General features: G+C 39.3%; 21 protein-coding genes and 2 tRNA genes. 17 read left to right on the top strand and 6 right to left on the bottom strand.

Annotated features, from left to right (window positions below; genetic code table 11):
- Positions 1 to 618: a TetR/AcrR family transcriptional regulator gene (locus ACTHN6_RS11870; protein WP_440435976.1), complete on the bottom strand. Its 618-nt coding sequence runs from the start codon at positions 616 to 618 to the stop codon at positions 1 to 3.
- Positions 619 to 857: 239 nt separating this feature from the next.
- Here ACTHN6_RS11870 and ACTHN6_RS11865 point away from each other — a divergent pair, with 239 nt between their 5' ends.
- Positions 858 to 1,637: a DUF3298 domain-containing protein gene (locus ACTHN6_RS11865; protein WP_440435975.1), complete on the top strand. Its 780-nt coding sequence runs from the start codon at positions 858 to 860 to the stop codon at positions 1,635 to 1,637.
- A 102-nt stretch (positions 1,638 to 1,739) separates the two neighbouring features.
- Here the strand turns inward: ACTHN6_RS11865 and ACTHN6_RS11860 are convergent, their stop codons facing one another.
- Positions 1,740 to 2,567, bottom strand: a complete 828-nt coding sequence (locus tag ACTHN6_RS11860) for a hypothetical protein (RefSeq protein ID WP_440435974.1) — start codon at positions 2,565 to 2,567, stop codon at positions 1,740 to 1,742.
- Positions 2,568 to 2,869: 302 nt separating this feature from the next.
- Here ACTHN6_RS11860 and mazG point away from each other — a divergent pair, with 302 nt between their 5' ends.
- Entirely contained in the window at positions 2,870 to 3,643 is a 774-nt protein-coding gene (gene mazG, locus ACTHN6_RS11855) for a nucleoside triphosphate pyrophosphohydrolase (RefSeq protein ID WP_440435973.1), read from the top strand.
- Complete coding sequence (locus ACTHN6_RS11850; protein ID WP_440435972.1) at positions 3,640 to 7,407, top strand: ATP-binding protein; 3,768 nt, start codon at positions 3,640 to 3,642, stop codon at positions 7,405 to 7,407. Before mazG ends, ACTHN6_RS11850 begins: the two co-directional genes overlap by 4 nt.
- Positions 7,408 to 7,494: 87 nt before the next feature.
- Here the strand turns inward: ACTHN6_RS11850 and ACTHN6_RS11845 are convergent, their stop codons facing one another.
- Positions 7,495 to 10,362 (bottom strand): TonB-dependent receptor, encoded by a 2,868-nt coding sequence (locus tag ACTHN6_RS11845; protein ID WP_440435971.1) that lies wholly within the window; start codon positions 10,360 to 10,362, stop codon positions 7,495 to 7,497.
- Positions 10,363 to 10,513: 151 nt separating this feature from the next.
- On the opposite strand from ACTHN6_RS11845, the gene ACTHN6_RS11840 reads away from it, so the two are divergent.
- Positions 10,514 to 11,446, top strand: coding sequence for a phosphoribosylaminoimidazolesuccinocarboxamide synthase (locus ACTHN6_RS11840; protein ID WP_440435969.1), 933 nt, complete (start codon positions 10,514 to 10,516; stop codon positions 11,444 to 11,446).
- A gap of 66 nt (positions 11,447 to 11,512) precedes the next feature.
- Here ACTHN6_RS11840 and trhO read toward each other — a convergent pair whose 3' ends face one another.
- The gene (gene trhO / locus ACTHN6_RS11835; protein ID WP_440435968.1) at positions 11,513 to 12,547 is read right to left on the bottom strand and encodes an oxygen-dependent tRNA uridine(34) hydroxylase TrhO; all 1,035 of its coding nucleotides are present in this window, start codon (positions 12,545 to 12,547) and stop codon (positions 11,513 to 11,515) included.
- Positions 12,548 to 12,732: 185 nt separating this feature from the next.
- On the opposite strand from trhO, the gene ACTHN6_RS11830 reads away from it, so the two are divergent.
- The gene (locus ACTHN6_RS11830; RefSeq protein WP_440435967.1) at positions 12,733 to 13,245 is read left to right on the top strand and encodes a class I SAM-dependent methyltransferase; all 513 of its coding nucleotides are present in this window, start codon (positions 12,733 to 12,735) and stop codon (positions 13,243 to 13,245) included.
- Between the two features lie 8 nt (positions 13,246 to 13,253).
- Here ACTHN6_RS11830 and ACTHN6_RS11825 read toward each other — a convergent pair whose 3' ends face one another.
- Positions 13,254 to 14,345 carry a Gfo/Idh/MocA family protein gene (locus tag ACTHN6_RS11825; protein ID WP_440435966.1) on the bottom strand — a complete coding sequence of 364 codons (1,092 nt, stop codon included), beginning with the start codon at positions 14,343 to 14,345 and terminating at the stop codon, positions 13,254 to 13,256.
- A gap of 161 nt (positions 14,346 to 14,506) precedes the next feature.
- On the opposite strand from ACTHN6_RS11825, the gene ACTHN6_RS11820 reads away from it, so the two are divergent.
- The 11 genes from ACTHN6_RS11820 (at position 14,507) to ACTHN6_RS11770 (ending at position 21,313) form a co-directional block, all read left to right on the top strand.
- On the top strand, positions 14,507 to 15,019 hold the full coding sequence (locus ACTHN6_RS11820) for a hypothetical protein (RefSeq protein ID WP_440435965.1): 513 nt from the start codon (positions 14,507 to 14,509) through the stop codon (positions 15,017 to 15,019).
- 6 nt (positions 15,020 to 15,025) lie between these two features.
- Positions 15,026 to 15,101 (top strand) — tRNA-Gly (locus ACTHN6_RS11815).
- Positions 15,102 to 15,181: 80 nt separating this feature from the next.
- Positions 15,182 to 16,606 (top strand): tRNA (N6-isopentenyl adenosine(37)-C2)-methylthiotransferase MiaB, encoded by a 1,425-nt coding sequence (gene miaB / locus ACTHN6_RS11810; RefSeq protein WP_440435964.1) that lies wholly within the window; start codon positions 15,182 to 15,184, stop codon positions 16,604 to 16,606.
- Between the two features lie 2 nt (positions 16,607 to 16,608).
- Entirely contained in the window at positions 16,609 to 16,938 is a 330-nt protein-coding gene (locus ACTHN6_RS11805; RefSeq protein ID WP_440435963.1) for a nucleotidyltransferase family protein, read from the top strand.
- Positions 16,925 to 17,284, top strand: coding sequence for a HepT-like ribonuclease domain-containing protein (locus tag ACTHN6_RS11800; RefSeq protein ID WP_440435962.1), 360 nt, complete (start codon positions 16,925 to 16,927; stop codon positions 17,282 to 17,284). The genes ACTHN6_RS11805 and ACTHN6_RS11800 overlap by 14 nt, the downstream gene beginning before the upstream one ends.
- A gap of 2 nt (positions 17,285 to 17,286) precedes the next feature.
- Positions 17,287 to 18,564 carry a sigma-54 interaction domain-containing protein gene (locus ACTHN6_RS11795; protein ID WP_440435961.1) on the top strand — a complete coding sequence of 426 codons (1,278 nt, stop codon included), beginning with the start codon at positions 17,287 to 17,289 and terminating at the stop codon, positions 18,562 to 18,564.
- A complete protein-coding gene (lptE, locus tag ACTHN6_RS11790; protein ID WP_440435960.1) occupies positions 18,557 to 19,114 on the top strand; it encodes an LPS assembly lipoprotein LptE in 558 nt (185 codons plus the stop codon). The genes ACTHN6_RS11795 and lptE overlap by 8 nt, the downstream gene beginning before the upstream one ends.
- 36 nt (positions 19,115 to 19,150) lie before the next feature.
- Positions 19,151 to 20,080, top strand: coding sequence for a hypothetical protein (locus ACTHN6_RS11785; protein ID WP_440435959.1), 930 nt, complete (start codon positions 19,151 to 19,153; stop codon positions 20,078 to 20,080).
- 2 nt (positions 20,081 to 20,082) lie between these two features.
- Positions 20,083 to 20,439 carry a preprotein translocase subunit SecG gene (secG, locus tag ACTHN6_RS11780; protein WP_090654193.1) on the top strand — a complete coding sequence of 119 codons (357 nt, stop codon included), beginning with the start codon at positions 20,083 to 20,085 and terminating at the stop codon, positions 20,437 to 20,439.
- A gap of 15 nt (positions 20,440 to 20,454) precedes the next feature.
- A tRNA-Gln gene (locus ACTHN6_RS11775) sits at positions 20,455 to 20,525 on the top strand.
- Positions 20,526 to 20,641: 116 nt separating this feature from the next.
- Positions 20,642 to 21,313 carry a flavodoxin reductase gene (locus tag ACTHN6_RS11770; protein WP_440435958.1) on the top strand — a complete coding sequence of 224 codons (672 nt, stop codon included), beginning with the start codon at positions 20,642 to 20,644 and terminating at the stop codon, positions 21,311 to 21,313.
- Positions 21,314 to 21,469: 156 nt separating this feature from the next.
- On the opposite strand, the gene ACTHN6_RS11765 is transcribed toward ACTHN6_RS11770, so the two are convergent.
- Positions 21,470 to 21,844, bottom strand: a complete 375-nt coding sequence (locus ACTHN6_RS11765) for a YccF domain-containing protein (RefSeq protein ID WP_440435957.1) — start codon at positions 21,842 to 21,844, stop codon at positions 21,470 to 21,472.
- Between the two features lie 49 nt (positions 21,845 to 21,893).
- Here ACTHN6_RS11765 and ACTHN6_RS11760 point away from each other — a divergent pair, with 49 nt between their 5' ends.
- Positions 21,894 to 22,766 carry a phosphatidate cytidylyltransferase gene (locus ACTHN6_RS11760; RefSeq protein ID WP_440435956.1) on the top strand — a complete coding sequence of 291 codons (873 nt, stop codon included), beginning with the start codon at positions 21,894 to 21,896 and terminating at the stop codon, positions 22,764 to 22,766.
- Positions 22,767 to 22,902: the final 136 nt, after the last annotated feature.

The following is a 22,902-nucleotide window of genomic DNA, read 5'->3' as shown; positions in this document are numbered from 1 at the left end:
TTATTTATTTGAAAGATGGGCATGCATCAGTTGCTTTAAATGCACCGATACACGTTTTTTAAATTTCGCATCTTCATAAGGCACGTAATCGTCGGGTTTACCCATGAGCCTGTTGCACATTTTTTTTGAAAGTAAAATCTGGTTGATGGTTCCTATTAAGGTGGCGATGGTTGTTTCCACATCAACTTTTTTAAATTCACCTTTTTTAATACCTGTTTCTATAACCTGTTTTATGATGGAGGCATTGGGCAAAAGATTATTAACAATAGAACATTGTAATGCTTCGCGCTGGTTTAAAATGAGTTCCTGGTGAATAAGGCGGTGAAATACCCTGTGTGTAAACAGCCTTTCAATAAATGAATCAATAACCATTTCCACTTTTTCAATAGAGGTGAGTGATTTATTGCTGGCTATTTCATCAAGCTGCAGGCGGGTGGTGGAAGACTTGAGTTTTACAATCTCTTCAAACAGTTTCTCCTTGCTTCCAAAATAATAATTTACCATGGCAACATTCACGTTCGCTTTTTCCGCAATATCTCTTATAGAAGTGCCTTCATATCCTTTTTCTGCAAAGAGAAAAAGGGTTGCTTCCATAATCAGTTGCCGTTTGTCTTTCATTCGTATAAGTTTTTTCAATCGTTTCATGAAAACCCCCGCTGCGTACATAGGCGGATTCATGATTCATAAAATTTAAAACGCAAAATTAAACGCTTGTTTAATTTAAACAAACGTTTAATTAACTTTTTTTATTTCTTTTTCACAGAATTTTACGGGTGGTCATTTTACGGGAGGGAATTGTAATTTGCGCTGCGCAAAGGTAATTTCTAATAAAACTTTCTCAAGTCTCAAAAGCATCAATGAAAACATCATCATATATCGCAGCTATTGTTTTTCCTTTTGTATTATTTGCCTGCAATTCGCCCGTAAACAACGCACAGGAAAATGAATCTTCAATACTAACTTTTACCGGCAAAAGCTTTAAGGCCGAATTAACGCCGGGTTGCGATTCATGCACAAAGGCCGCAATAAATATTCCCATTGCCGAAGGTGATACGATTGCTGCCAAAAGAATTAATGATTATGTTTTTATTGTTGCTCAAAAAACATTAGGTGAGGAAGGCAGATCATATACAGGTTACGATTCATTGGTTGCCGGTTTTGTTGATGCATATACGAAAGTAAAAACGCAATTTCCGGACGGCCCGGCAATAAGCTGGGAAGGAAAGTTAAATGGCAGCGTGGTAAAACAAACTGATAGCCTTATAAATATAAAGTTGGAGGCTTTTACATTTACCGGCGGCGCGCATCCAAATTTTAACACTTACTCATTGTTGTTTAATGCTGAAACCGGGAAGAAACTCGCACAGGAAGATGTGATTAAAAATATACCGGGGTTAACGGCTGAGGCCGAAAGGAAATTCAGGGAGCAGCTTAAAATACCTGCAGGAACGCCTGTAAATTCCACTATCTATACATTTGATGATAACAAATTTGTATTGCCGGAAAATATCTTTTTTACCGATAGTGGTTTACAATTGTATTATAATGCTTATGAAATTGCGCCGTATTATGTTGGTGCAACTATAGTTACGCTTCCGTATCCGGATGTGGAGCAATATTTGGCAGTGAAGCCTTAGAACCTGTTTAAAGGAGATTTCTTATTCTTTGTATGATATTAAAAAATACAGAAATTCTATTTTTAGACAGCCTCTTAGTGATTGAAGATTTTATTAAACAGCTTAGCGATATGTATAATTAATTGTACCCAGTAATTGTTTATGCTTATCAAACAAAACATCTTTTGTTTTAAGCCCGCGTTCATCATATATATATTGCCATATAACATAATCTGATGAGCCTTGCGGAATTTGTGTTAGCTGCGAAATGGTTGCATCATCATTATATTCAAACATATAATCCGGCAGCATTTGCTGCGCTTTTGTATTAAAGCGAACAATATCGGTAAGCAAATTTTTATCGTTGTAATAATAAAAGTAATGTTCAATTAACCGTCCTCTCTTAAGCCATAATTCTTCAGCTATATTTTGATTTCCATCTTTTTTAAACTGAATAACAGTTGTATCACCGCCATTTTTTATGCGTAACATAGAGTCCGGAACAGAACCAGTGTAAAACCATTGATGCAACTCTATGCTATGCGTATCCATGGTTGTGTCGTCGGTTTGCGTTTTAACGGTTAATATTTTTCCTTCATTGTCATAAGTATATTCCACTATTGTGGAAACACTGTCTGCAACATCCTGCGATTTTGAAATAAGCCCGTTTGTATAATTGTCATAATCATCAGAAACGCCACCGGTTTCAAGCACTGTATGCGTTATGGCAACAGCACCATTATCCTTCAGTATTTTGGAATAGGCAAATCCCGCTGCCGGCGTATTATCGCTTTCCATGCTGGTTGCGGTAATTTCCTGCACATTATTCTTTACAAGATTGGCGTACGTTTTATTCGATGCTTTTAAATCAACCACATCATTATAATAAAACTGGGCATTTGCAAAATGGAAAACCAAAATAAAAGTTAACAGCAGCACGCTTTTCTTCATAATTATACTTTGATTCATCATTAACGAAAAAATGTGCGGCAAGGTATATATTGCTGCTTAAAATGCCTTGTGTATTTTTAGTGAAAATTAAGTACCTGGCTTTAAAGGAGTATGGAACAATGCTTAACAGCCGGGTTGAGTTATTAAGTTGATATATATAATAATGGCCGGAAGCTTTCCTGGAGAATAGTTCATGTATATAACCACCTGGAGCGTTTGACCGTAGATGATGACATTTTTTATTAACGCAGGCAACTTCTTTGCTGAATTAATTCGATTATGACTTCTGATAAATATTTAAAATGGAATACAAAGAAAATTTTGAAAGACTGGTAAACATAATGGATGACCTGCGTGAAAAATGCCCCTGGGATAAAAAGCAGACCATTCAAACACTAAGGCAAATGACGATTGAAGAAACGTATGAACTGGCCGATGCGATTACAGAAGAAAACTGGAATGGTATTAAAGAAGAACTGGGCGATATATTATTGCATGTGCTGTTTTATGCACGCATTGCAAAAGAGCAAGACCAGTTTACGCTGAATGATGTGCTGGAAACAATTTGCAATAAGCTGATTGTGCGGCACCCGCATATTTATGGCGATGTAAAAGTGAATGATGATGAAGATGTAAAAAAGAACTGGGAAAAAATTAAACTGAAGGAAGGGAAAACATCTGTGTTAAGCGGTGTGCCTGGTTCGCTGCCAGCAGTTGTAAAAGCAGCCCGCATACAGGAAAAAGCCAGGCAGGTGGGTTTTGAATGGAAGCATAAAGAAGATGTTTGGCTAAAAGTGGAAGAAGAAATGCAGGAACTGCAGCAGGCCGTAAATAATAACAATCCTGCAGAAGTAGAAGAGGAGCTGGGTGATGTGCTTTTTAGCCTGGTTAATTATGCACGGTTTTTGAATACAGATGCTGAAAATGCATTGGAAAAAACCAATAAAAAATTTATTAACCGGTTTACCAAAATGGAGGCTGCTGCAAAAGCGGAAGGCAAAAATTTATATGATATGAGCCTTGAAGAGATGGACGCTATCTGGAATATTGTGAAAAAAGAAAATCCTGTTGCTTGATAAAAATCATTAAACATGCCGTTAATAAGAATGCCTGGCTATTTTTTGTAGCTGCCTGGATTTATACGCTTTCATTCATTTTTACCAACTATTTTTCTTATAGTTCGTCTTCAGAAAAAGTTGCCGGCATTTTAACGGAATATATACAGGGCCGTGAAAATTCATTTGAAAATATTTTGAACGATAGTGCCATTGTTGATGCAATAATAACCGACAAGCTTTCATCAGTAAAAGAACAGCTTATAAGCGATGCCCAGGGCATATTTGCCTACCAGCTTAACGACCTGGGAAACCCGGTTCAGGTTTTTTGGAATACCAACAAAATGTCGCCTGCAGAAAATGATCTGCAACGCCCTGATGGCAGCTATCTTGTTAATTATCCAAACGGGTTTTTTGAGTTGGCGAAAACATCATTCACAAGAAATAAAGCCAATTATTTTTTTATAATGATGATACCGGTGCGCTGGGAATATTTTATGGAGAATGACTACCTGCGCTCACATTTTGCCATTAATGAAAATATTGATAAGTCTTACGAAATAGCGCCTGTTGGCAAGGGGTCCCCGGTTGTAAACAAGGCTGGCAAAGCGCTGTTCAGTATAAAAGAAATTAATCAGGCTTATAACGATTCACCCACCGGGTTATCCATCCTGCTGCGCATTGCCGCCATGCTTTTATTGTTTGTATTTGTAAATAATATTGCTAATGAAATTGCATTAAAAAATAATTTCAGAAGTGCACTTATTTTTTTAGTAGCGTGTTTCCTGCTGCTGAGGGTTTTTATATTTTTTCTGCCCGTGCCGTTTAATTACAGGGCTATGCCCTTGTTTAACCCAGCCATTTACCACGGTGGGTTTATAAACAAATCGCTGGGCGATTTACTGGTAAATGCATTGCTGGCATTATGGGTTATTATCTTCTTCAGAAAGCGGATAAAAACGAATGCCAGGGCGGCTTTGCAAAAAATGCCTTTTGCCTATACAGCCCTCACATATTCATCTTTCCTGCTTATACCTTTAATGAGCTTTTATGTTGCAGAAATAATCTCGGGCCTTGTTGAACATTCAACCATAAGTTTTAATGCAGCCGATTTTTTCTCGCTCAGCTTTTTTTCATTTACCGGCTTTGTTGTTATTTGTATATTACTATATATATGGCTGTATTTTACCGGAATGCTGGTGCAGCTTGCATCACAAACCAAATTGCTCTTATTCTGGCAATTTATTATCATGCTTTCGGTAAGCTTCCTGCTTATCTCATTGCCTGTTTTTACAATAGATGCAAAGATGCTCTTAACCGTTACCGGTTTTATGCTGGCGCTTGTAGTTTTCATTCGTTACAACGATAATCCTTCTTTTACTTCGCTGGCAAGCTCTCCCTATTTCATTATATGGGCGCTTATATTAACGGCGCTGGCTTCTTCTGTTATTGTTTATCAGAATAAGGCTACAGAGAAAGAAAAACGCTTACTTGTAGCCAGGAACCTGCAGGAGCAAACAGATTCTTCCGGCGCCTTTCTTGTACGCATAACACTGAACAGCTTTTCCGATGAATTTCTGAAGAATAATTTTTACAGGTTTAAAAACGAAAGCGATAACCAGTATATAAAAGACAGCCTTATTAATAAAAACCTTTCAGCCTATCTTGCCAAATACAATACAAAAATTTATACATTCGATTCCAGCAATCATCCTTTATTCAACAATGATTCTGCAAGCTATACTGTAATAAATTCGGTGTTGGAAAACCGCGCCAGGCCTACGTCTTATGAAGGCCTTTATGTTTACAGGAATAATCAGAATAACTATAATTATATTTTTCAGAAAAAGGTAAGCAGTGATTCTGTTTTTCTCGGCTCTTTGTTTGTTTTAATACAACCGAAACTATTTGAAAGCACCAGCCTGGTGCCTGAATTGTTCAGGCGAACGAATAATATATTAGCGGGAAGCACCGATTATGTGCTTGGCGTGTATGATAACCGTAAACTGGTAAGCCCTTTCACCGGTTTTAATTTTTCGGATTCTGTTACTGCTGGCCAGATCCCTAAAACGGGATACGCTTTTAAAGATTCGCTTGGATATAACCAGCTTTGGTATAATGCCGGTAACAACAAGCTGCTTGTAATTGCCCGCAAGAATGATGCGTTCTTTAATTTCATTACCCTTTTCTCTTACCTGTTTATCATATTCATACTGCTTTCTTTTTTGGTGCATAACAGCCGGTATTTAATACAAAACCGCGGCGCTAAATTCAGCTTCAGAAATTTGTTCCGTTTTAATATACGAACGCAGATTCAAACCACTATTATCGGTGTAAGTTTTATATCATTCCTTATTATCGGCACGGGCACTATATCGTTTTTTATTTTAAGGTTTAAAAGAAATACCACCACTGAATTGTATAATACGTCTCAGATTATATCAAACGAAATTCAGCAGGCACTAAAGTTTACAATTGTTAATGCTGATTCTGATATAGAAGATTTTAATGATAACGGTGAATTTGAAAAAAAGATAGCCGATATAGCTTCTATTCATAATACCGATATTAATCTTTATCGTAAAGACGGAACGATGAGCGTTTCGTCCCAGCCTTATATTTATACACAGCAAATCTTAAGCAAGCGCATAGACCCCGAAGCCTACTATGAGCTTCATTATAATCAAAGCACAAGGTTTGTGCATACAGAACAGATTGGCAGCTTTTCTTTTCAAAGCATATACACACCTATCAAAGGCGAGCATGACGAAACGATAGCTTATTTAAACATTCCTTCATTAAGCTCGCAGGATGAGTTGAAAGATGAGATTTCAGGATTTCTTATCACGCTTATTATTTTAAATGCGCTCATCTTTATTTTCTCCGGGGCTATTTCGGTAACGCTCACAGGCCGCATTACTTCGTCGCTTGAGCTGATAGGCAGCAAGATGAAAGAAATAAAAATAGGAACGGCCAACGAGGCAATTTCATGGAAAAGAAATGATGAAATAGGCATGCTGGTAAAAGAATATAATAAGATGGTAAAACAGCTTGGTAAAAGCGCCGAAGCCCTTGCCAAAAGCGAACGGGAGGGCGCATGGCGTGAAATGGCAAGACAGGTGGCGCATGAGATAAAAAATCCTTTAACGCCAATGAAGCTGAGCATACAATACCTGCAGCGGGCTATGGAAGAAAATTCCCCCAATGCCGTTGACCTTTCCAAAAAATTAGCATCTACCCTGATAGAGCAGATTGACCAGCTTTCAAAAATTGCGGGTGATTTTTCGCAGTTTGCCAATATTGAAAATACAAACCCTGAACATTTTGATATAAATGCGCTCATTCAAAACCTGGTGAATTTATATAAGGCCGACCCTAAACTTGTTATCACCTTTACGGCTGAAGAGGGCAATGCGGAAGTGTTTGCCGATAAAGCGCAGATAAACCGGCTCTTCACCAATCTTATAAAAAATGCAATAGAGGCTTACGGAGAAAACGAAGGTGCCCATATACAAATAAAACAATACATGCAGCAAAGCGATGTGATTGTGTCGGTGACGGATTTTGGTGCTGGTATCAGCGAGGATATGCGCTCCAAAATATTCAATCCAAATTTTACCACGAAATCATCGGGCACAGGCCTGGGCCTTGCAATATGCAAAGCCATTGTAGAAAAGGCCGGCGGGCATATTTGGTTCACTACTGCTACGGGCGAAGGCACTTCTTTTTATGTAAAGATCCCTCTTGCCAATAAAGTGCAGCCGGCGTTTATGCAACCTGTCTAGTATCATCTGTTATTATAAGGAGCCAATTGATAAGAACTAAACAAAAAAGCCCCGCTTTAAACGGGGCTCCTGCTAAACATTTAATAACTAAAAAACATTGTAACCGATGCTTGCATAATACAAGGCTCCGATATACGGGTTACCAAATGCATTGCGATAATAATGATTTGTTATGTTAGTGCCGCCAATTTTAACAAGAACTTTTTGTTTGGTAAAGTTATAACTCACCTGTGCATCCAGTGTTCCGAAGGCTGGTATGGTGCCGGAACCAAAAGTCCCTTCCCAGCTAACCTTGTCCTGCCATTTATAAATTACGTTAAATCCTACGCCCTTATAGGCATTTGAACTGGAGAAGCCGAGATTAAAACGTGTTTTGGGCGTATTGAAAAATGTGATTTGATCTTTTTCAACACCTTTTAACTGATCACCATAAAGATTGCCGGTAACCGCATAAGTTTTGCCAATGCGGTATTGCAGGCTTACGCCCCAGCCGTTGGCTTTAACAGGTTTTTCTGTATTAACTACAAATGCATAGTTAGTGCTGGTAAAAGGGCTGGCCAGTTCTGCAACAGACGTTTCAGGGTTGCCGCTGGCGCCTCTTGCTACAGCTTGGCGTGCGATAAAGTCTTTATACCTGCTGAAATAATAGTAGGCATCAATTAAAAAAACATTGTTTATTATGCCGCGGTAACCAAGTTCATAAGACTCCATGGTTTCCGGCTTTGCTTTTTTAAACTCTGCTTTTTTAAGCGAATCAACCTGGCCCGTGGCCCTGTATGTGGCAACGCTGGTTGCCGTGTAAACCGGGTTGCCGCTAAAATTGTAAAGCGTATTAAATACAGGCAAGCATCCTATTAAAACGCTGCCCGGCGTTTGAAGGTTTATCCACTGATCCTGGTTATTGGGAAAGCGGTAAGCCTGCTGATAAGAAAGGCGGATAGCATGATCTTTTGCCGGTGTTACAGTTGCTGTAAACCTTGGCGTAAAACGTCCTTTGAAATTTTCATTTTTATCATAGCGCCCTGAAGCGGTTAATTTCAAAACATCTTTTACTATTTCTTTTTGCAGTTGAACGTATGCGCCATATTCGCTGATATTGATGGGGCCATCGGGTTCATAAAAAATTGTATTGTTGGAATTGAGATGATACCAGCGGTAACTTGCACCGGCCAGCACATCAATAACCTTTACAAACCGTGAAAAATTATACTGGCCTGAAAACTGGTAGAGGCTTGATTTATCAGCAAATTGCGAGCCGCCCTCACTAATTGAAGTTGTAGTTGAGTTTTTAAAAGCCGTGTTGAATTCGGCGGAACCCGGCACATATCTTCCCGCATCAGCATAGGCCCTCGCTGCAGCATCTGCCTGTTGCATGGTAGCGCCCTTTAAAGTTGCATCAGAATACACAAAGCCGTATTGACCAAACCAATCACCATCGGCTTTCCATGCCCGGTTTACACCAAGGGCTGCCAGGGTACTGGCGTAAGAATCGCCGGAATTTTCCTGCGTGGTATAAGCTCTTATAAACCAGTTTGGATTATTTACTTCAAGTTTATACTGGCCGATGCTAAAGTTCTTTAATGAATACCTGTCAGCGCCGGTATATACAGTTGTTCCCAATCCCCAGTTCCCGGTTAAAGAAGCCTCGGTGCTGCTGTTAATTTTATAATATAACCCACCCGAAACTTTAAAATTGTGAGCATTATAATTCACCAAATCTTCTTCATTATATCCCGTCCGGCTGGCTTGTTGCGTGCCATATATGTCTGTTTTATACCCCATGTAAAAAGGTAGTATTTGATTAAGAGGAGCGGTTGAAGGATCTGCTGCAAGAGTTTGCTGTATCTGTTCATAACTTTGGCCGGTCCCGATTAAATAATCCATGTAATCTGTTGCAGATTGAGGTAAATTGGCCTGGGCTATTGCCACTTGTGCGAGGCTTTTTAAACCTGCGCTTGCTTCATCGCCATATACATTCACACCATCATAATTAGGATCAGTTGCCCTTGTACCGGATTTTATTTTGCTCAGCACATTATTACGTTCGAGATTGGTGGAATCATCTGCACGCCAGTCGTCGGCCTTCATATATTCAGCGCTGATCTTGAAGGCAAATTTATCAGACACTTTCTTGCCCCATCTTATAGCAATATCATGAAAAGGCGAAGCTTTATGCCGGTAATCATTTATATGCATGATGCCTTCTTTTACTTCGGCGCTGAACCCCTGGTATTTGAATGGGTCTTTACTTGAAATAAGTAATGTGCCGTTCATGCCGCCGGAACCGTATAATGCAGAAGACGCGCCGGAAAGCAATTCCATATTATCAACATCCAAATCGGTAAGGCCTATTACATTACCAACAGAAAAATTTAAAGCAGGCGCTGAATTGTCCATTCCATCTACCAATTGATTAAGCCTGAGGTTACCGCTGCCATTAAAACCGCGTGTTGAAATTGTTTTGAATGTATAACTTGATGTCGTTACATCAACGCCTTTTAAATTATTTAATGCATCATAATAATTGGGGCCGGGTGCATTGCGGATAGCCGTGGCGCTCACACGTTCAATCGTTACCGGCGATTCAAGTATGCGTTCGGGCAGTCTTGAAGCAGCCACTACAATTTCCTGCCCCAGGGTAAAACTTGGTTCAAGCTCCGCATTTATAACCTGGTTGTTGGTTTCAACATTCACGTCTTTTTCGGCATAGCCAATAGAAGATATTGTTATTACAAAAGGTGGCTTTTGTGCAGTTACAAGCCTGAAATTCCCTTTTTCATCGGTATAAGTACCGTCGCCGGTGCCTTTAACAATAATTGATATGGCAGCCAGGTTTTCTTTTGTGGTGCTGTTCTTAATATTTCCTGTAATTATGGTTGGCTGTTGAGCAAAAACCTGGTTAGCATTTATAATACAGAAAATGATAAAGAGCAAGAGAGGCAGTTTCTTTTGCATAGAAAAGTTTTAGCAATACAATAATAACACTTGTTGCAAACAATCGAAATATTAATACACCAAATTATAGGTATTATTCAGTTAATGAAGTTAGATTATTTTTTCTGAATCATTTTGTGCGCTTCCACATCTCTTGTAGGTTTGTATTTATATGAAAAAACAACAATTTGAATTTGAAGGCCAGACCGGTTTTTATAGCGGCAAGGTGCGGGATGTTTACACAATAAATAGTGATATACTGGTAATGATTGCCAGTAACCGCATTTCCGCTTTTGATGTTATTCTGCCCAGGCCAATTCCCTATAAAGGACAGGTTTTAAACCAGATTGCGGCTTATATGCTTAATGCCACAAAAGACATTTGCCCCAACTGGCTTTTGAAAGTGCCCGCGCCCAATGTTTCCATTGGTAAAAAATGCCAGCCGTTCAAAGTTGAAATGGTAGTACGCGGTAACCTGGTTGGCCATGCCTGGCGTACTTATAAAAGCGATAAACGCATCTTATGCGGTGCATTAATGCCGGAGGGTTTGAAAGAAAATGATTTCTTTCCCGAACCCATAATTACGCCAAGCACCAAGGCCGATGCCGGGCATGATGAAGATATTGATCCGGATGGCATTGTTGCCGGCGGCATTGCCACAAAAGATGAATGGAAAATATTGAGCAATTATGCATTAAAACTGTTTGCACGCGGCAAAGAAATTGCAGCCAAACATGGTTTAATTCTCGCTGATACCAAATATGAATTTGGCAAGCTTGGCAATGAAATCTATTTAATGGATGAAGTGCACACGCCGGACAGTTCAAGGTATTTTTATGCTGATGGTTTTGAGGAGCGTCAGCGCAAAGGGGAACGGCAGAAACAGCTTAGCAAAGAGTTTGTGCGTGAATGGCTGATTGAAAATAATTTTATGGGCAAGGAAGGACAAACCGTACCTGAAATGAGTGAAGACTGGGTGAATACCATTTCGCAACGCTATATTGAATTATACGAAACGGTAATTGGTGAAAAGTTTGTACCGCAGGAACTGGGTGATGAAGAAACGTACGGGCGGATTGCCGAAGCGCTCAAAGAAGTTGAGTAGTTGATTGGGTTAATAAGTTGATCGGATGGAAATGATTAACGTACCATCATATAGCTAATCAACTTTTCAACCATTCAGCCTCGGTCTTAGACGAACTTTACTTTTATTAAAAATATTACGCCCTTTATCAATGCCTTTGCGTATTTGTTTTTGTCTTTCCAAAGGAAGATGGATGGTTTCTTTACATTCGGTGCTGCAGCAGCCATCATATTTTTGTTTGCATGTTTCACATTGAATAAATAAAAGATGGCAGCCATTATTGGCGCAGTTGGTATGTGTGTCGCAGGGCTTGCCGCATTGATGACATTTAGCAATAACATCTTCAGTAATGCGTTCTCCCAAACGGTTGTCGAATACAAAGTTTTTACCAATGAATTTTGATGACTGGTTATTTTCCTTTACCTGTTTTGCATAATTAATAATGCCGCCTTCAAGGTGAAAAACATTTTTAAAACCATTATGCAGCATATAAGCGCTTGCTTTTTCACAGCGTATGCCGCCGGTGCAATACATAATGATGTTTTTTTCTTCATTGCCTTTCATCATGTTCACGGCCATGGGTAATTGTTCGCGAAACGTATCTGAAGGCACTTCAATGGCCTTTTCAAAATGGCCCACTTCATATTCATAATGATTGCGCATGTCGATTACAATCGTATCCTCTTTTTGCAGCAGCTCATTCATCTGTTCCGCATTTACATAGCGGCCTTTATTTTCCATGCTGAAGCCGGGATCAGTAATTCCATCAGCAACTATTTTCTCCCGCACTTTTACAGATAAAACCCAGAAGCTTTTACCATCATCATCTACTGCAATATTTAAGCGCAGGTTACTTAATTCGTTGATGGAATACAGGAATGTTTTAAGCGCTTCAAAATTGGATTTCGGCACACTAACCTGCGCATTGATACCTTCTTTGGCAACGTAAATTCTGCCGAATACATTTAAATTATGTAAGTGCTTATATAAATAGTCCCTGAACTCCTGTGGGTTTTGAACAGGAAAATATTGATAGAAACTGATAGTTATTCTGGGTTCAGTTTCTTCATAAAGGCGACGTTTTAATTCTTCGCCGGAAATGCGGTTATGTAATACAGCCATTGTGTAAAAATTTCAGACCCCACTTAAAGTAAGGTTCCATTAACAATATGGATTCCGTTGCAGGCGGAACAAAATTGGCTGCAAATATAATGTACCATTTTTATTATGGTTTTTTTCGGGGGGAAAGATTAAGAAGTGTTTCCGAAAATTGAATATAGTTTTGACACTTTAATAAACGATAGGTTATGCAGCTAAAAGAGGCTATATCCCTTATTCAACATGAACTTCCGGAACATGCAACTGTTTGGGCGGATTTAGGTTGTGGCGATGGATTATTTACAAATGCGCTTTCTCAATTACTGGCAGATGATAGTTTGATTTATGCCGTTGATAAAAGCAACAACGCATTAAAGCATGTTGCTGTGCGTGAAGAAATTAAACTTGAAAAACTTGCTTTGGATTTTGTGAAGGATGTGCTTCCGTTTAAAAATTTATCCGGTATTTTAATGGCTAATGCTTTTCATTTTGTGAAAGATAAAGATGCATTCATCCAAAAAGTTTTTAGTTGCCTTAACGAAAATGGCTACCTGTTAATGGTTGAATATAATTCGGATATTGCCAATATGTGGGTGCCTTATCCCATTAGTTTTAAAAACCTTAAAAGCTTTTTTGAAACCTATGAATGGAAAACAAGAAAGCTAAACGAATTACCATCACGCTTTGGTAGCAGCATGTATTCGGCTATTATTTCCAAATAGATATTTTATTATGGTGAGAGCGTAACCCGCTTCCCTGTTTTTGCTGACTCCCGTGCGGCTTCTAATATCTTTACTACAATCAAATTGGTTTCCAGCGACGAAGGGTCATATGTATCACGAATTTCTCCCTTTAATGCTGCGGCGAGGTAAGACAAATTATCTTTATAAATAAGCGGCTTTGTTTGCACAGCATGATAATTCATTGTGTCCCTCCTTTCAAGATCATTATTATTCAGGGCATGCAAATAAGCTTTATCACCAAACACTTCAAAATCTTTAATACCGAAAGGCCAGTTCCATGAAGCTTCTATAATACCAGTGGCTTTTGGGTATTCAAGCAGGATAGTTGCGTCATCATCAACCTTTGGATAAATGTTTGGTTTTATATGATGCGTAATAGCTGTTACTGCAACAGGCGCCTGGCCTTTCATCAGCCATGTCATAAGATCGGCGCCATAGCAGCCAAAATCAATTATAGCGCCGCCGCCATTTTTCACAGGATCGGTGAGCCATTCCAGGAAATATTTGCTGCAGCCAATTTCAACCGGGCCCGGGTGCCCGTCGTGCACAATCATTTTTCTTACCTCGCCAATGGTTTGTTCTTTGTTTACAATATCATAAACCTGCTGGTTGCTTGGATACCATGTGGTTTCATAATTAGTTAGTAATTGTATATGATATTTTCTTGCGAGCATTGCCATGCGCTCGGCCTGAGCAACGGTTGTTGCCAAAGGTTTTTCAACCATAACGGAAACACCTTTTGGTGCGCAGGCTTCCACAACGGCAAGATGGTCTGCAATAGCATTATAGGCCAATACAGCATCTGGTTTAATGTGCTTCAGCATTTCGCTAACCGATGTATAAAAAATGGAGTCGGGAAGTTTATATCTTTCTTTATAGCGTTGCACTAATTCATTATTTGGCTCGGCAATCCCAATTATTTCCACTTCACCATTTTTATATTGGTTCATTAAGCCATAAGCATGATCGTGATTAAGGCCTGCTACGCCCACTTTAAGTGGCTGGGCTAATGAAGCCGTGTAAAACAATAAGCATATAAACATTAAATAACCGGCTCTGTTAATCTTCTTGTTTTCCATAATAACAATTAAATGTAAAAAAATGGTAATGAAGCAAATTAAAAACGAATATAACTACAAGGTTATATTCGTTTGAGAAAAGCCTCCTGGCGTTGTCATAGCATAAAGCAAAGGTTTTGTAAAAAGATCAAACATTTATTAATGAATATTAATTTTGCCACATGAATTTTGAATACAAACATTTATTGCCTGGAGATTTTAATGATAACTCACGTGTTTGGATTTACCAGGCAAGCCGTTTATTCACCATAAGTGAAGCATTGCAAATTGAAGATATATTAAACGATTTGGTTAAAAACTGGAAAGCACACGGAACACCGGTAAAAGGCTATGCTAATTTATTTTTTGGCCAGTTTATCATTTTAATGGCCGATGAAACGGCAACCGGCGTTAGCGGGTGCAGCATTGATAGTTCGGTGCGTATTATTCAGCAGATAGAAAAACAGTTTGGTGTTGAAATGTTTAACTGGCAAAACCTGGCTTTTGTGGTGAAGGATAAAGTGCAGGTTATTCCACGACAGCAGTTCAGTTATGCGCTGGAAAATAATTTTATTTCGTCCGATACATTATTTTTTAATAATGTTGTGGCCACGAAAAAAGAATTGGAAAATAACTGGATGATTCCAGTAAAAGATAGCTGGCTTAAAACAAAAATTAAATCAGCAGTTCATTAAAACCAGGCGGAAGTAGCTCATCCGGTAGAGTATTAGTTTCCCAAACTAAAGGTGGCGGGTTCGAGTCCCGTCTTCCGCTCCATTTCCCTCTCTAACGTTTTTAACTTACCATCGCTGCCATTCTGTCTTAAATCATTAGCTTTGCAAGCTAATTTTTTATACATGCAGGATCTGGTTGCAAATAAAGTACACGATGAGGCAAGACAGGGTGAGGCGTTTGCGCCTTTTACCAACGATGAAAATCAATACAATAAAAGATTTTATATAGAAAGTTATGGCTGCCAGATGAATTTCAGCGACAGCGAAATTGTGGCTTCCATTTTACAGAATGAAGGCTTTGGCGCCACCCGTAATTATGAAGAAGCGGACCTGGTACTGCTAAATACATGTTCCATTCGTGAAAAGGCAGAACAAACAGTTCGTAAACGCTTGACTGAATTCCGAAAGATTAAAGATGCAAAACCGGGGCTGTTGGTAGGCGTGCTGGGATGCATGGCGGAGAGATTAAAATCAAAATTTCTCGAAGAAGAAAAACTGGTTGATCTTGTGGTTGGCCCGGATGCCTACAGAACGTTACCGGTTTTAATTGAAGAAGCCGAAACCGGTCAAAAATCGGTAAACGTTTTACTTAGCCGCGAAGAAACCTATGCCGATATTTCCCCGGTAAGATTAGACAGTAATGGCGTTACTGCATTCATTTCTATCATGCGTGGTTGTAATAACATGTGCAGTTTTTGCGTAGTGCCATTTACCCGCGGCCGCGAACGCAGCCGCGATGTATATTCCATCATTGCAGAAGCGCAAAATTTATTTGACAGGGGCTATAAAGAAGTAACCTTGCTTGGACAGAACGTTGATAGTTATTATTGGATTGATGAAGCCAATGATGAGATTGTAACCTTTGGAAAACTGCTGGAAAAAGTAGCGCTGGTCAGCCCTGAGTTAAGGGTTCGCTTCAGCACATCGCACCCGAAAGATATTACGGATGAAGTGTTGTTTACTATGGCTAAGTATGATAATATCTGCAATTATATTCACCTGCCTTTGCAAAGTGGCAGCACGCGTGTATTGCAGTTGATGAACCGCACTTACACAAGGGAGTGGTACATAGCCAAAGTAAAACGCATACGCGAAATAATTCCCGATTGCGGCATAAGCTCAGATATTATCGCCGGTTTTTGCACTGAAACGGAAGATGACCATGCGGATACTTTAAGCATGATGCAAAGCAGCGCTTACGATATGAGTTATATGTTCTTTTATTCTGAACGCCCGGGCACACTGGCTGCAAGAAGGTATAAAGATGATGTGCCGGAAGAAGTAAAGAAACGCAGGCTGAAAGAAATTGTGGAATTGCAAAACAGGCTTTCTTACCAAAGTAATAAACAGGATGTAGGCAAAACATTTAAAGTATTAATAGAAGGCAACAGTAAAAAAAGCGATGCCGACTGGATGGGCAGGAATTCTCAGAATAAAGTAATTGTTTTTCCGAAAGAAAATTACAATTATAAAAAGGGCGATTATGCTTTTGTGAGAGTGAATGATTTTACGCAGGCAACGTTAATTGGCGAAGCGGTAAAGGAATAGTTATGAATCAGATAATAGAAGATAACAAACAACAGATTATTGATTTGTGCAAACAATATCATGTAAAGGAGTTGTATGTTTTCGGTAGCGCGACGAGGGAAGATTTTAATGCTGAAAGCGATGTTGATTTACTTGTAGAATTTAAAAGCTATCCGTCATTGACCAACAATAATGAGCTTTATGCTTATTTTGAAAACATGGATAATTTATCAGATCGATTTTCGTCATTATTTAAAAGAGAAGTCGATTTGTTAACTGAAAAAAACATCAGGAATAAATACCTGAAGAAAATTATTAATGATGAAAAGAAATTGATTTATGCCGAGGCGTGATTTAAAAGTCTATTATGAAGACATTTTAAAAGCTGGTGATGAAATAATCCAATTACGAAAAGATGCCATTAATATTAATAACTTTTTAGGAAAAAATTATTTCTACAGAACCGCTGAAAGATGCTTTCAGATTATTGGTGAAGCCATATTTCAAATAGACAAGATTAACCCTCAAATAAATATTACAGGCAAACGGCAAGTCATTGGATTAAGACATGTCTTAACTCACGATTATGATTTGGTTGATTATTCACGATTATGGCTTTATTCAGAAGATGTTTTGCCTTTGCTTTTAAATGAAATAGAAATTTTATTGCAAGACGAATTAAGAAATAAAGGGATTTAACGATGGCGGAAATACAATCAATAAAGAACAGGTTTGGAATTACAGGCAATTCACCGGCGCTCAATTACGCAATACAGGTTGCCATGCAGGTGGCATCAACAGACCTCAGCGTTTTAATTGTGGGCGAAAGCGGTGTAGGTAAAGAATCTTTCTCTCAAATTATACATGCTTTATCGGCAAGAAAACATAATGCTTTTATTGCCGTTAACTGCGGTGCTATTCCCGAAGGCACTATAGATTCAGAACTTTTTGGCCATGAAAAAGGCTCTTTCACCGGTGCCGTTGACAGCCGTAAAGGTTATTTTGAAACCGTAAGCGGCGGCACCATTTTTTTAGATGAAATTGGTGAAATGCCGCTGGGCACACAGGCCCGTTTGCTGCGGGTACTGGAAACAGGAGAGTTCATCCGCGTGGGTTCATCCAAAGTGCAGAAAACAGATGTGCGTGTAATTGCTGCCACGAATAAAGACTTATATGTTGCGGCGCACAACGGTAAATTCAGGGAAGATTTATATTACCGCTTAAGCACAGTGCCCATTCGCGTCCCGGCTTTGAGGGATAGAAAAGAAGATATTGTTTTATTGTTCAGAAAGTTTGTGGTTGATTTTGCGGAACGTTATAAGACGACGCCGGTGCAACTGGATGACGGGGCGAAAAACATGTTAATTAACTACAACTGGCCCGGCAATGTGCGGGAATTGAAGAATATTGCGGAACAGTTATCAGTTTTAAGTACAAACCAGGTAATAACCGCAGCCGACCTGCAGCGTTTTTTGCCTGAAAAGAATATAAACCGCCTGCCGGTTTTAGCGCAAACGCAGCAGGCAAATGGTGAGTTTAATAATGAGCGAGAGATTTTGTACAAGCTGTTTTTCGATATGAAGAAGGATGTTACGGAACTCAAGAAAATGTTTCTTGAAATCCTGAAAAACCCTTCACTGGCGGGCAGTGCGGCAAATTATACCGCAGAATCTTTACAGCGGGATTTTTCTCTGAACGGTAATGAATACGCAGCGCCGGTATTGGCTGGTAATAACCCGGCAGCCGCTTTGCCGGTAAATGTGCAACAGCCTAACCAGGCCGTAATTCTTCCGCATAAAGGTGAAATTCATGAGCATGAAGAGGTGGAGGAATCGCTGAATATTATGGATAAGGAAAAAGAACTGATAATAAAGGCGCTTAAAAAACATCGTGGTAAAAGAAAAGATGCCGCATTGGATTTAGGCATTAGTGAAAGAACACTTTACAGAAAGCTGAAAGAATATGATATTAATGAATAAACGGTTAACGGTTAATGGTCTACTGTCAACCTTTAACAGGCGGCGATTTTTAAGCTATGGGCTATTGACTGTGGTCTGTAGTCTTTTATTCCTCACTTCCTGCGGCGTTTATACTTTCCGGGATGTATCTATCGACTATTCAAAATTTAAAACGGTTAAGGTTGGGTTTTTAGAAAACAAAGCCCGTTATGTAAACCCGCAGTTAAGCCCTAAGCTTACTGATAATCTTAAGCAGAAAATAAATAATTATACAAAGCTCGCACTTGTAAACGGTGATAATGCCAGCTATATAATTACGGGTTATGTTAGCCGGTACGATGTTTCCTTATCGGCCATCAGTAACCAGACTTCTGCGGGCAACAGGTTAACGGTTGCAGCTAATATTACCGTATTCAATACAGTAGATAATAAAACGGATAATTTTACCGTAAGCCGTGATTTCGATTTCTCGGCCACACAATCTTTACAACAGGCTGAAGGCCAGTTGCTGGATGATGTAATTACACAGTTGACCGACCAGATATTCAACCATATTTTTTCAAACTGGTAGAGAATAGTATTTTCACCGTACAAACAAAAATGCTGAATGGTTTTACCGGCAGAAAATATTTCGCAGGCTTTATTTAACAAAGCCGCAATTGATGTTACCGAAGATCAGTTGAAGCAATTGATGGCCGATGAACCTTACTATGGCGCAGCCTATTTTCTGCTTGCAGATAAACTGTATCGTTCAAAACAGCACGGCTATGAGCAGGCTTTGCAAAAGGCAGCACTGCATTTTGCTGATGAATTATTGTTGCACTATAACCTGAATCTTACTGAAGAGCAGGTTTCAAAAACAGCACAGCCTGTAATTGAAGAAAAGCAGGAATTACCTGTTGTAAAGAAAGATGAATTAATTACAGGGCAGCCTTTGGCAATCGTGCAACCGGAAATTATAAAAGAAGCGATACCTGTTACGGAGGAGAATGATGCAAACATTGAAGAAGCAGAAGAATTTACCCAATTGCCCGGTGAAGTGGATTTTCCGGAAGATGAGCCTGTAAGTGATCTGTCAGAAGATGAAATTATTAATGATAAATTAAGCAGCCTTTTGCAGGAGCAGGCGGCAGCTTTTGAAAAACCGGTGGAAGAATCTGTAACCGAAGTGCCGATAGAAACCTTGCCGCTGCACCGGGTAGATTATTTTGAATCGCAGGGCATAAAGCTGGACGAGGAAAAACCAAATGATAAGCTCGGCAAGCAATTGAGGCGCTTTACAGACTGGCTGAAACAAATGAAAAGCATTAACCCTTCCCCCACAGAACTTCGAAGTGATGAAGCAGGCGAGCAGCAGGTGCAGCATATTGCGCAGCACTCCAATGATGCTGAGGAGGTTGTAACCGAAACTATGGCAGAAGTTCTCTTAAAGCAGGGCAAGCCTGAACAGGCAATAAATATTTATGAAAAATTAAGTTTTATTAATCCCTCCAAATCCGCTTACTTTGCGGCAAAAATTAAGGAACTAAAAGATTAGTAATGGCGCTCATTCTGTTTATTCTTATTGTTTTGGTGTGTATAGTGCTGGGATTGATCATATTGATCCAGAATCCCAAAGGCGGTGGTTTAAGCGGTTCTATAGCCGGGTTTAACAGCCAGTTTATGGGTGTGAAACAAACCAACGATATATTAGATAAAGGCACATGGATATTTGCTTCCGCACTTGCCGTATTGAGCATTGTATCTGTTTTATTGGTTTCTAATGTTTCCGGTTCCGGCAGCAACTCATTGCAGGATATAAATACTTCAACTGTTCCAACACAGCAGGCGCCTGCCAATTCACAGCAACAACAGGCACCTTCAACCCTGCAATTACCTGCGGACAGCAATAAATAATTAAATTAAAATAATTGCCCGATAGTATAAGGGTAGTACATCAGATTTTGGTTCTGAGAGTCTTGGTTCGAATCCAGGTCGGGCAACAAACGCCTCGCATAAAATGCGGGGCCGTTTTATTTTATAGCAATCGCTGGCATATGGGCTATGGCAATGCCGGTAGGACTTGGTTAATTTTGGTACATTAGCAGGAAATGATTTTATGGAAAATAATTACATAGTTACGGTAACAGAAATTATCCCGAGAACACATAATGTAAAAACTTTCAGGGTTACAAAGCCCGAAGGTTTTGTGTTTGTTCCGGGCCAGGCTGTTGATTTAAGCTTGAATGAAGAAGGCTGGAAAGAGAATAAACATCCGTTTACGTTTACCTGTTTACCGGACGATGATTTTTTAGAGTTTACTATAAAATTATACGATAACCCGGAGGGGTTAACGAATAAGCTTAAATCTATAACACCCGGTGCTGAGTTTGAAATAAGCAGTGCCTGGGGCGCTATTGAATATAAAGGTGAAGGTGTTTTTATAGCCGGTGGCGCCGGTGTTACGCCTTTTATTTCCATATTCAGGCATCTGAAACAACAATATAAGCTGGGAAACAATGTGCTGATATTTTCAAACAAAACAGAAGCTGATATTATTTTAAAAGATGAATTTAGTGAGATGCTGGATGGAAAGTTTATAAATGTTATTACCAGCCAGCCCGGTACAAAATATTATGATAAGCGGATTGACAAATCTTTTCTGCGGAACACAATCCAAAACTTTAATCAGCATTTTTATGTGTGCGGGCCCGATGAATTTATCAAAAGCATACTGGACGCATTGACTGCACTTGGGGCTAATGCAGAAACATTGGTTTTTGAAAAATAGATTTACGTTAAGAAGTTTTCTTTGTTTAAATTTTAAACAGTTTTTATAAGACTGAGCATCTGCATTATGCTGCTATAAATATACAGTACAAGTGCTGCGACGCAAGGGACGATGCCACAAGGTATCAACTGCCGGTTCCCTAAAAATTATTAATTGTTACGTAGTAACAATGTCTTTTCCAAACGGCATAAGCGTTAATTCAACCAGTTTTAAATGCTGCCTGCCAAAAGGTATGCCTATAACGGTTATAAAAAGTAATATTGCAAAAACAAGGTGCACGCAGGCTGTGTAAAGGCCACCGCTTACGATCCAGATGATATTGAATAAGAGCGAAAGGCAACCGCCTGAAGATGAGGTTGTAACCACTTTTTTTCCAAACGGCATAAGCGTGAAGATGCCTATTTTGAAACATTGAATGCCAAACGGAATGCCAATGATGGTAATGCAGAAAACAAAACCCATAACAAAATATCCGAGCGCGGAAAGAAAACCGCCGAAGATTAACCAGATTAAATTTCCTAAAAGATTCATGGCTTAAAAATAAAAACAGATTAATTTATATTCACCGATTATTACACGTATGGCATTTAACGTGCAAACATTTAAAACCAGGGCGCTTACTTCTCTTGTATTTGTGGCAGTAATGCTATGCGGGCTGCTAATAAACCACTGGACATTTTTTATTCTTTTTTCAATCATACATTTTGGCTGCTGGACAGAGTTTAAAGCAATAACCGGCAAAATTGAGCCTGAATATAAATCCATTTCATTCATGCATCATTATGGTGTAATGCTGGCAGGCTGGGGCTTTATGCTATGGATGACGAATTATGCTTACGCGATAGGAACATTGCAGCTTAGTGAAATAGGCTGGTATTTAATGTTGCTGACCGTAATAACCCTGCCTGTGATTGAAATTTTGTTAAGCCGCAATTTTAACCTGAAGCCGTTGCTTATTTCGATGGGAGGATTGCTCTATATTTCTTTTAGCTGCGGCTGTATGATAGACCTGCGTTCTGAAGGCATGATATTCGGCAGTTTTTTTGGCCTTGATATGGGCCTTGTTTTGCCGCTGGTATTGATTATTACATTATGGATAAACGATACCATGGCTTATCTTGTTGGTTCTGCAGTTGGCAAAACGCCGCTCACGTCTATTTCCCCCAAAAAAACATGGGAAGGCACGATAGGCGGTGTTGTGTTGGCTGTTGTAACCATTACTGCTTTTGGTCAAATTTTTTTGAACGCTGATATTGTGCAGTTGGCTATTATTTCTACATTAATTTGTGTAACCGGCATTTTTGGAGATTTATTTGAAAGTAGTTTAAAACGGAAAGCCGGTATAAAAGACAGCGGCAATATACTGCCCGGCCACGGAGGCTTTCTCGACAGGTTTGATTCGCTTTTATTTGCAACAGTTTTCGTGTGGCTGTATGTAAAAATATTTCTATGATCTGAAAGGTTTGGCAATAGCCAAAGGTCCGCTAATCAACAGTCAACAACACTTGTTTATATTTGCAGCCAATTTTTGTTATGACCATTCATCGTGAAGGATACAGGATTATCGGCGTAAGTGCTTTATTACTTGT

The organism is Parafilimonas sp. (genome assembly GCF_051953455.1).
Lineage (GTDB): Bacteria > Bacteroidota > Bacteroidia > Chitinophagales > Chitinophagaceae > Parafilimonas.
The sequence above is the reverse complement of the archived record's forward strand: the minus strand, read 5'-3'. Positions and strand labels throughout refer to the sequence as shown.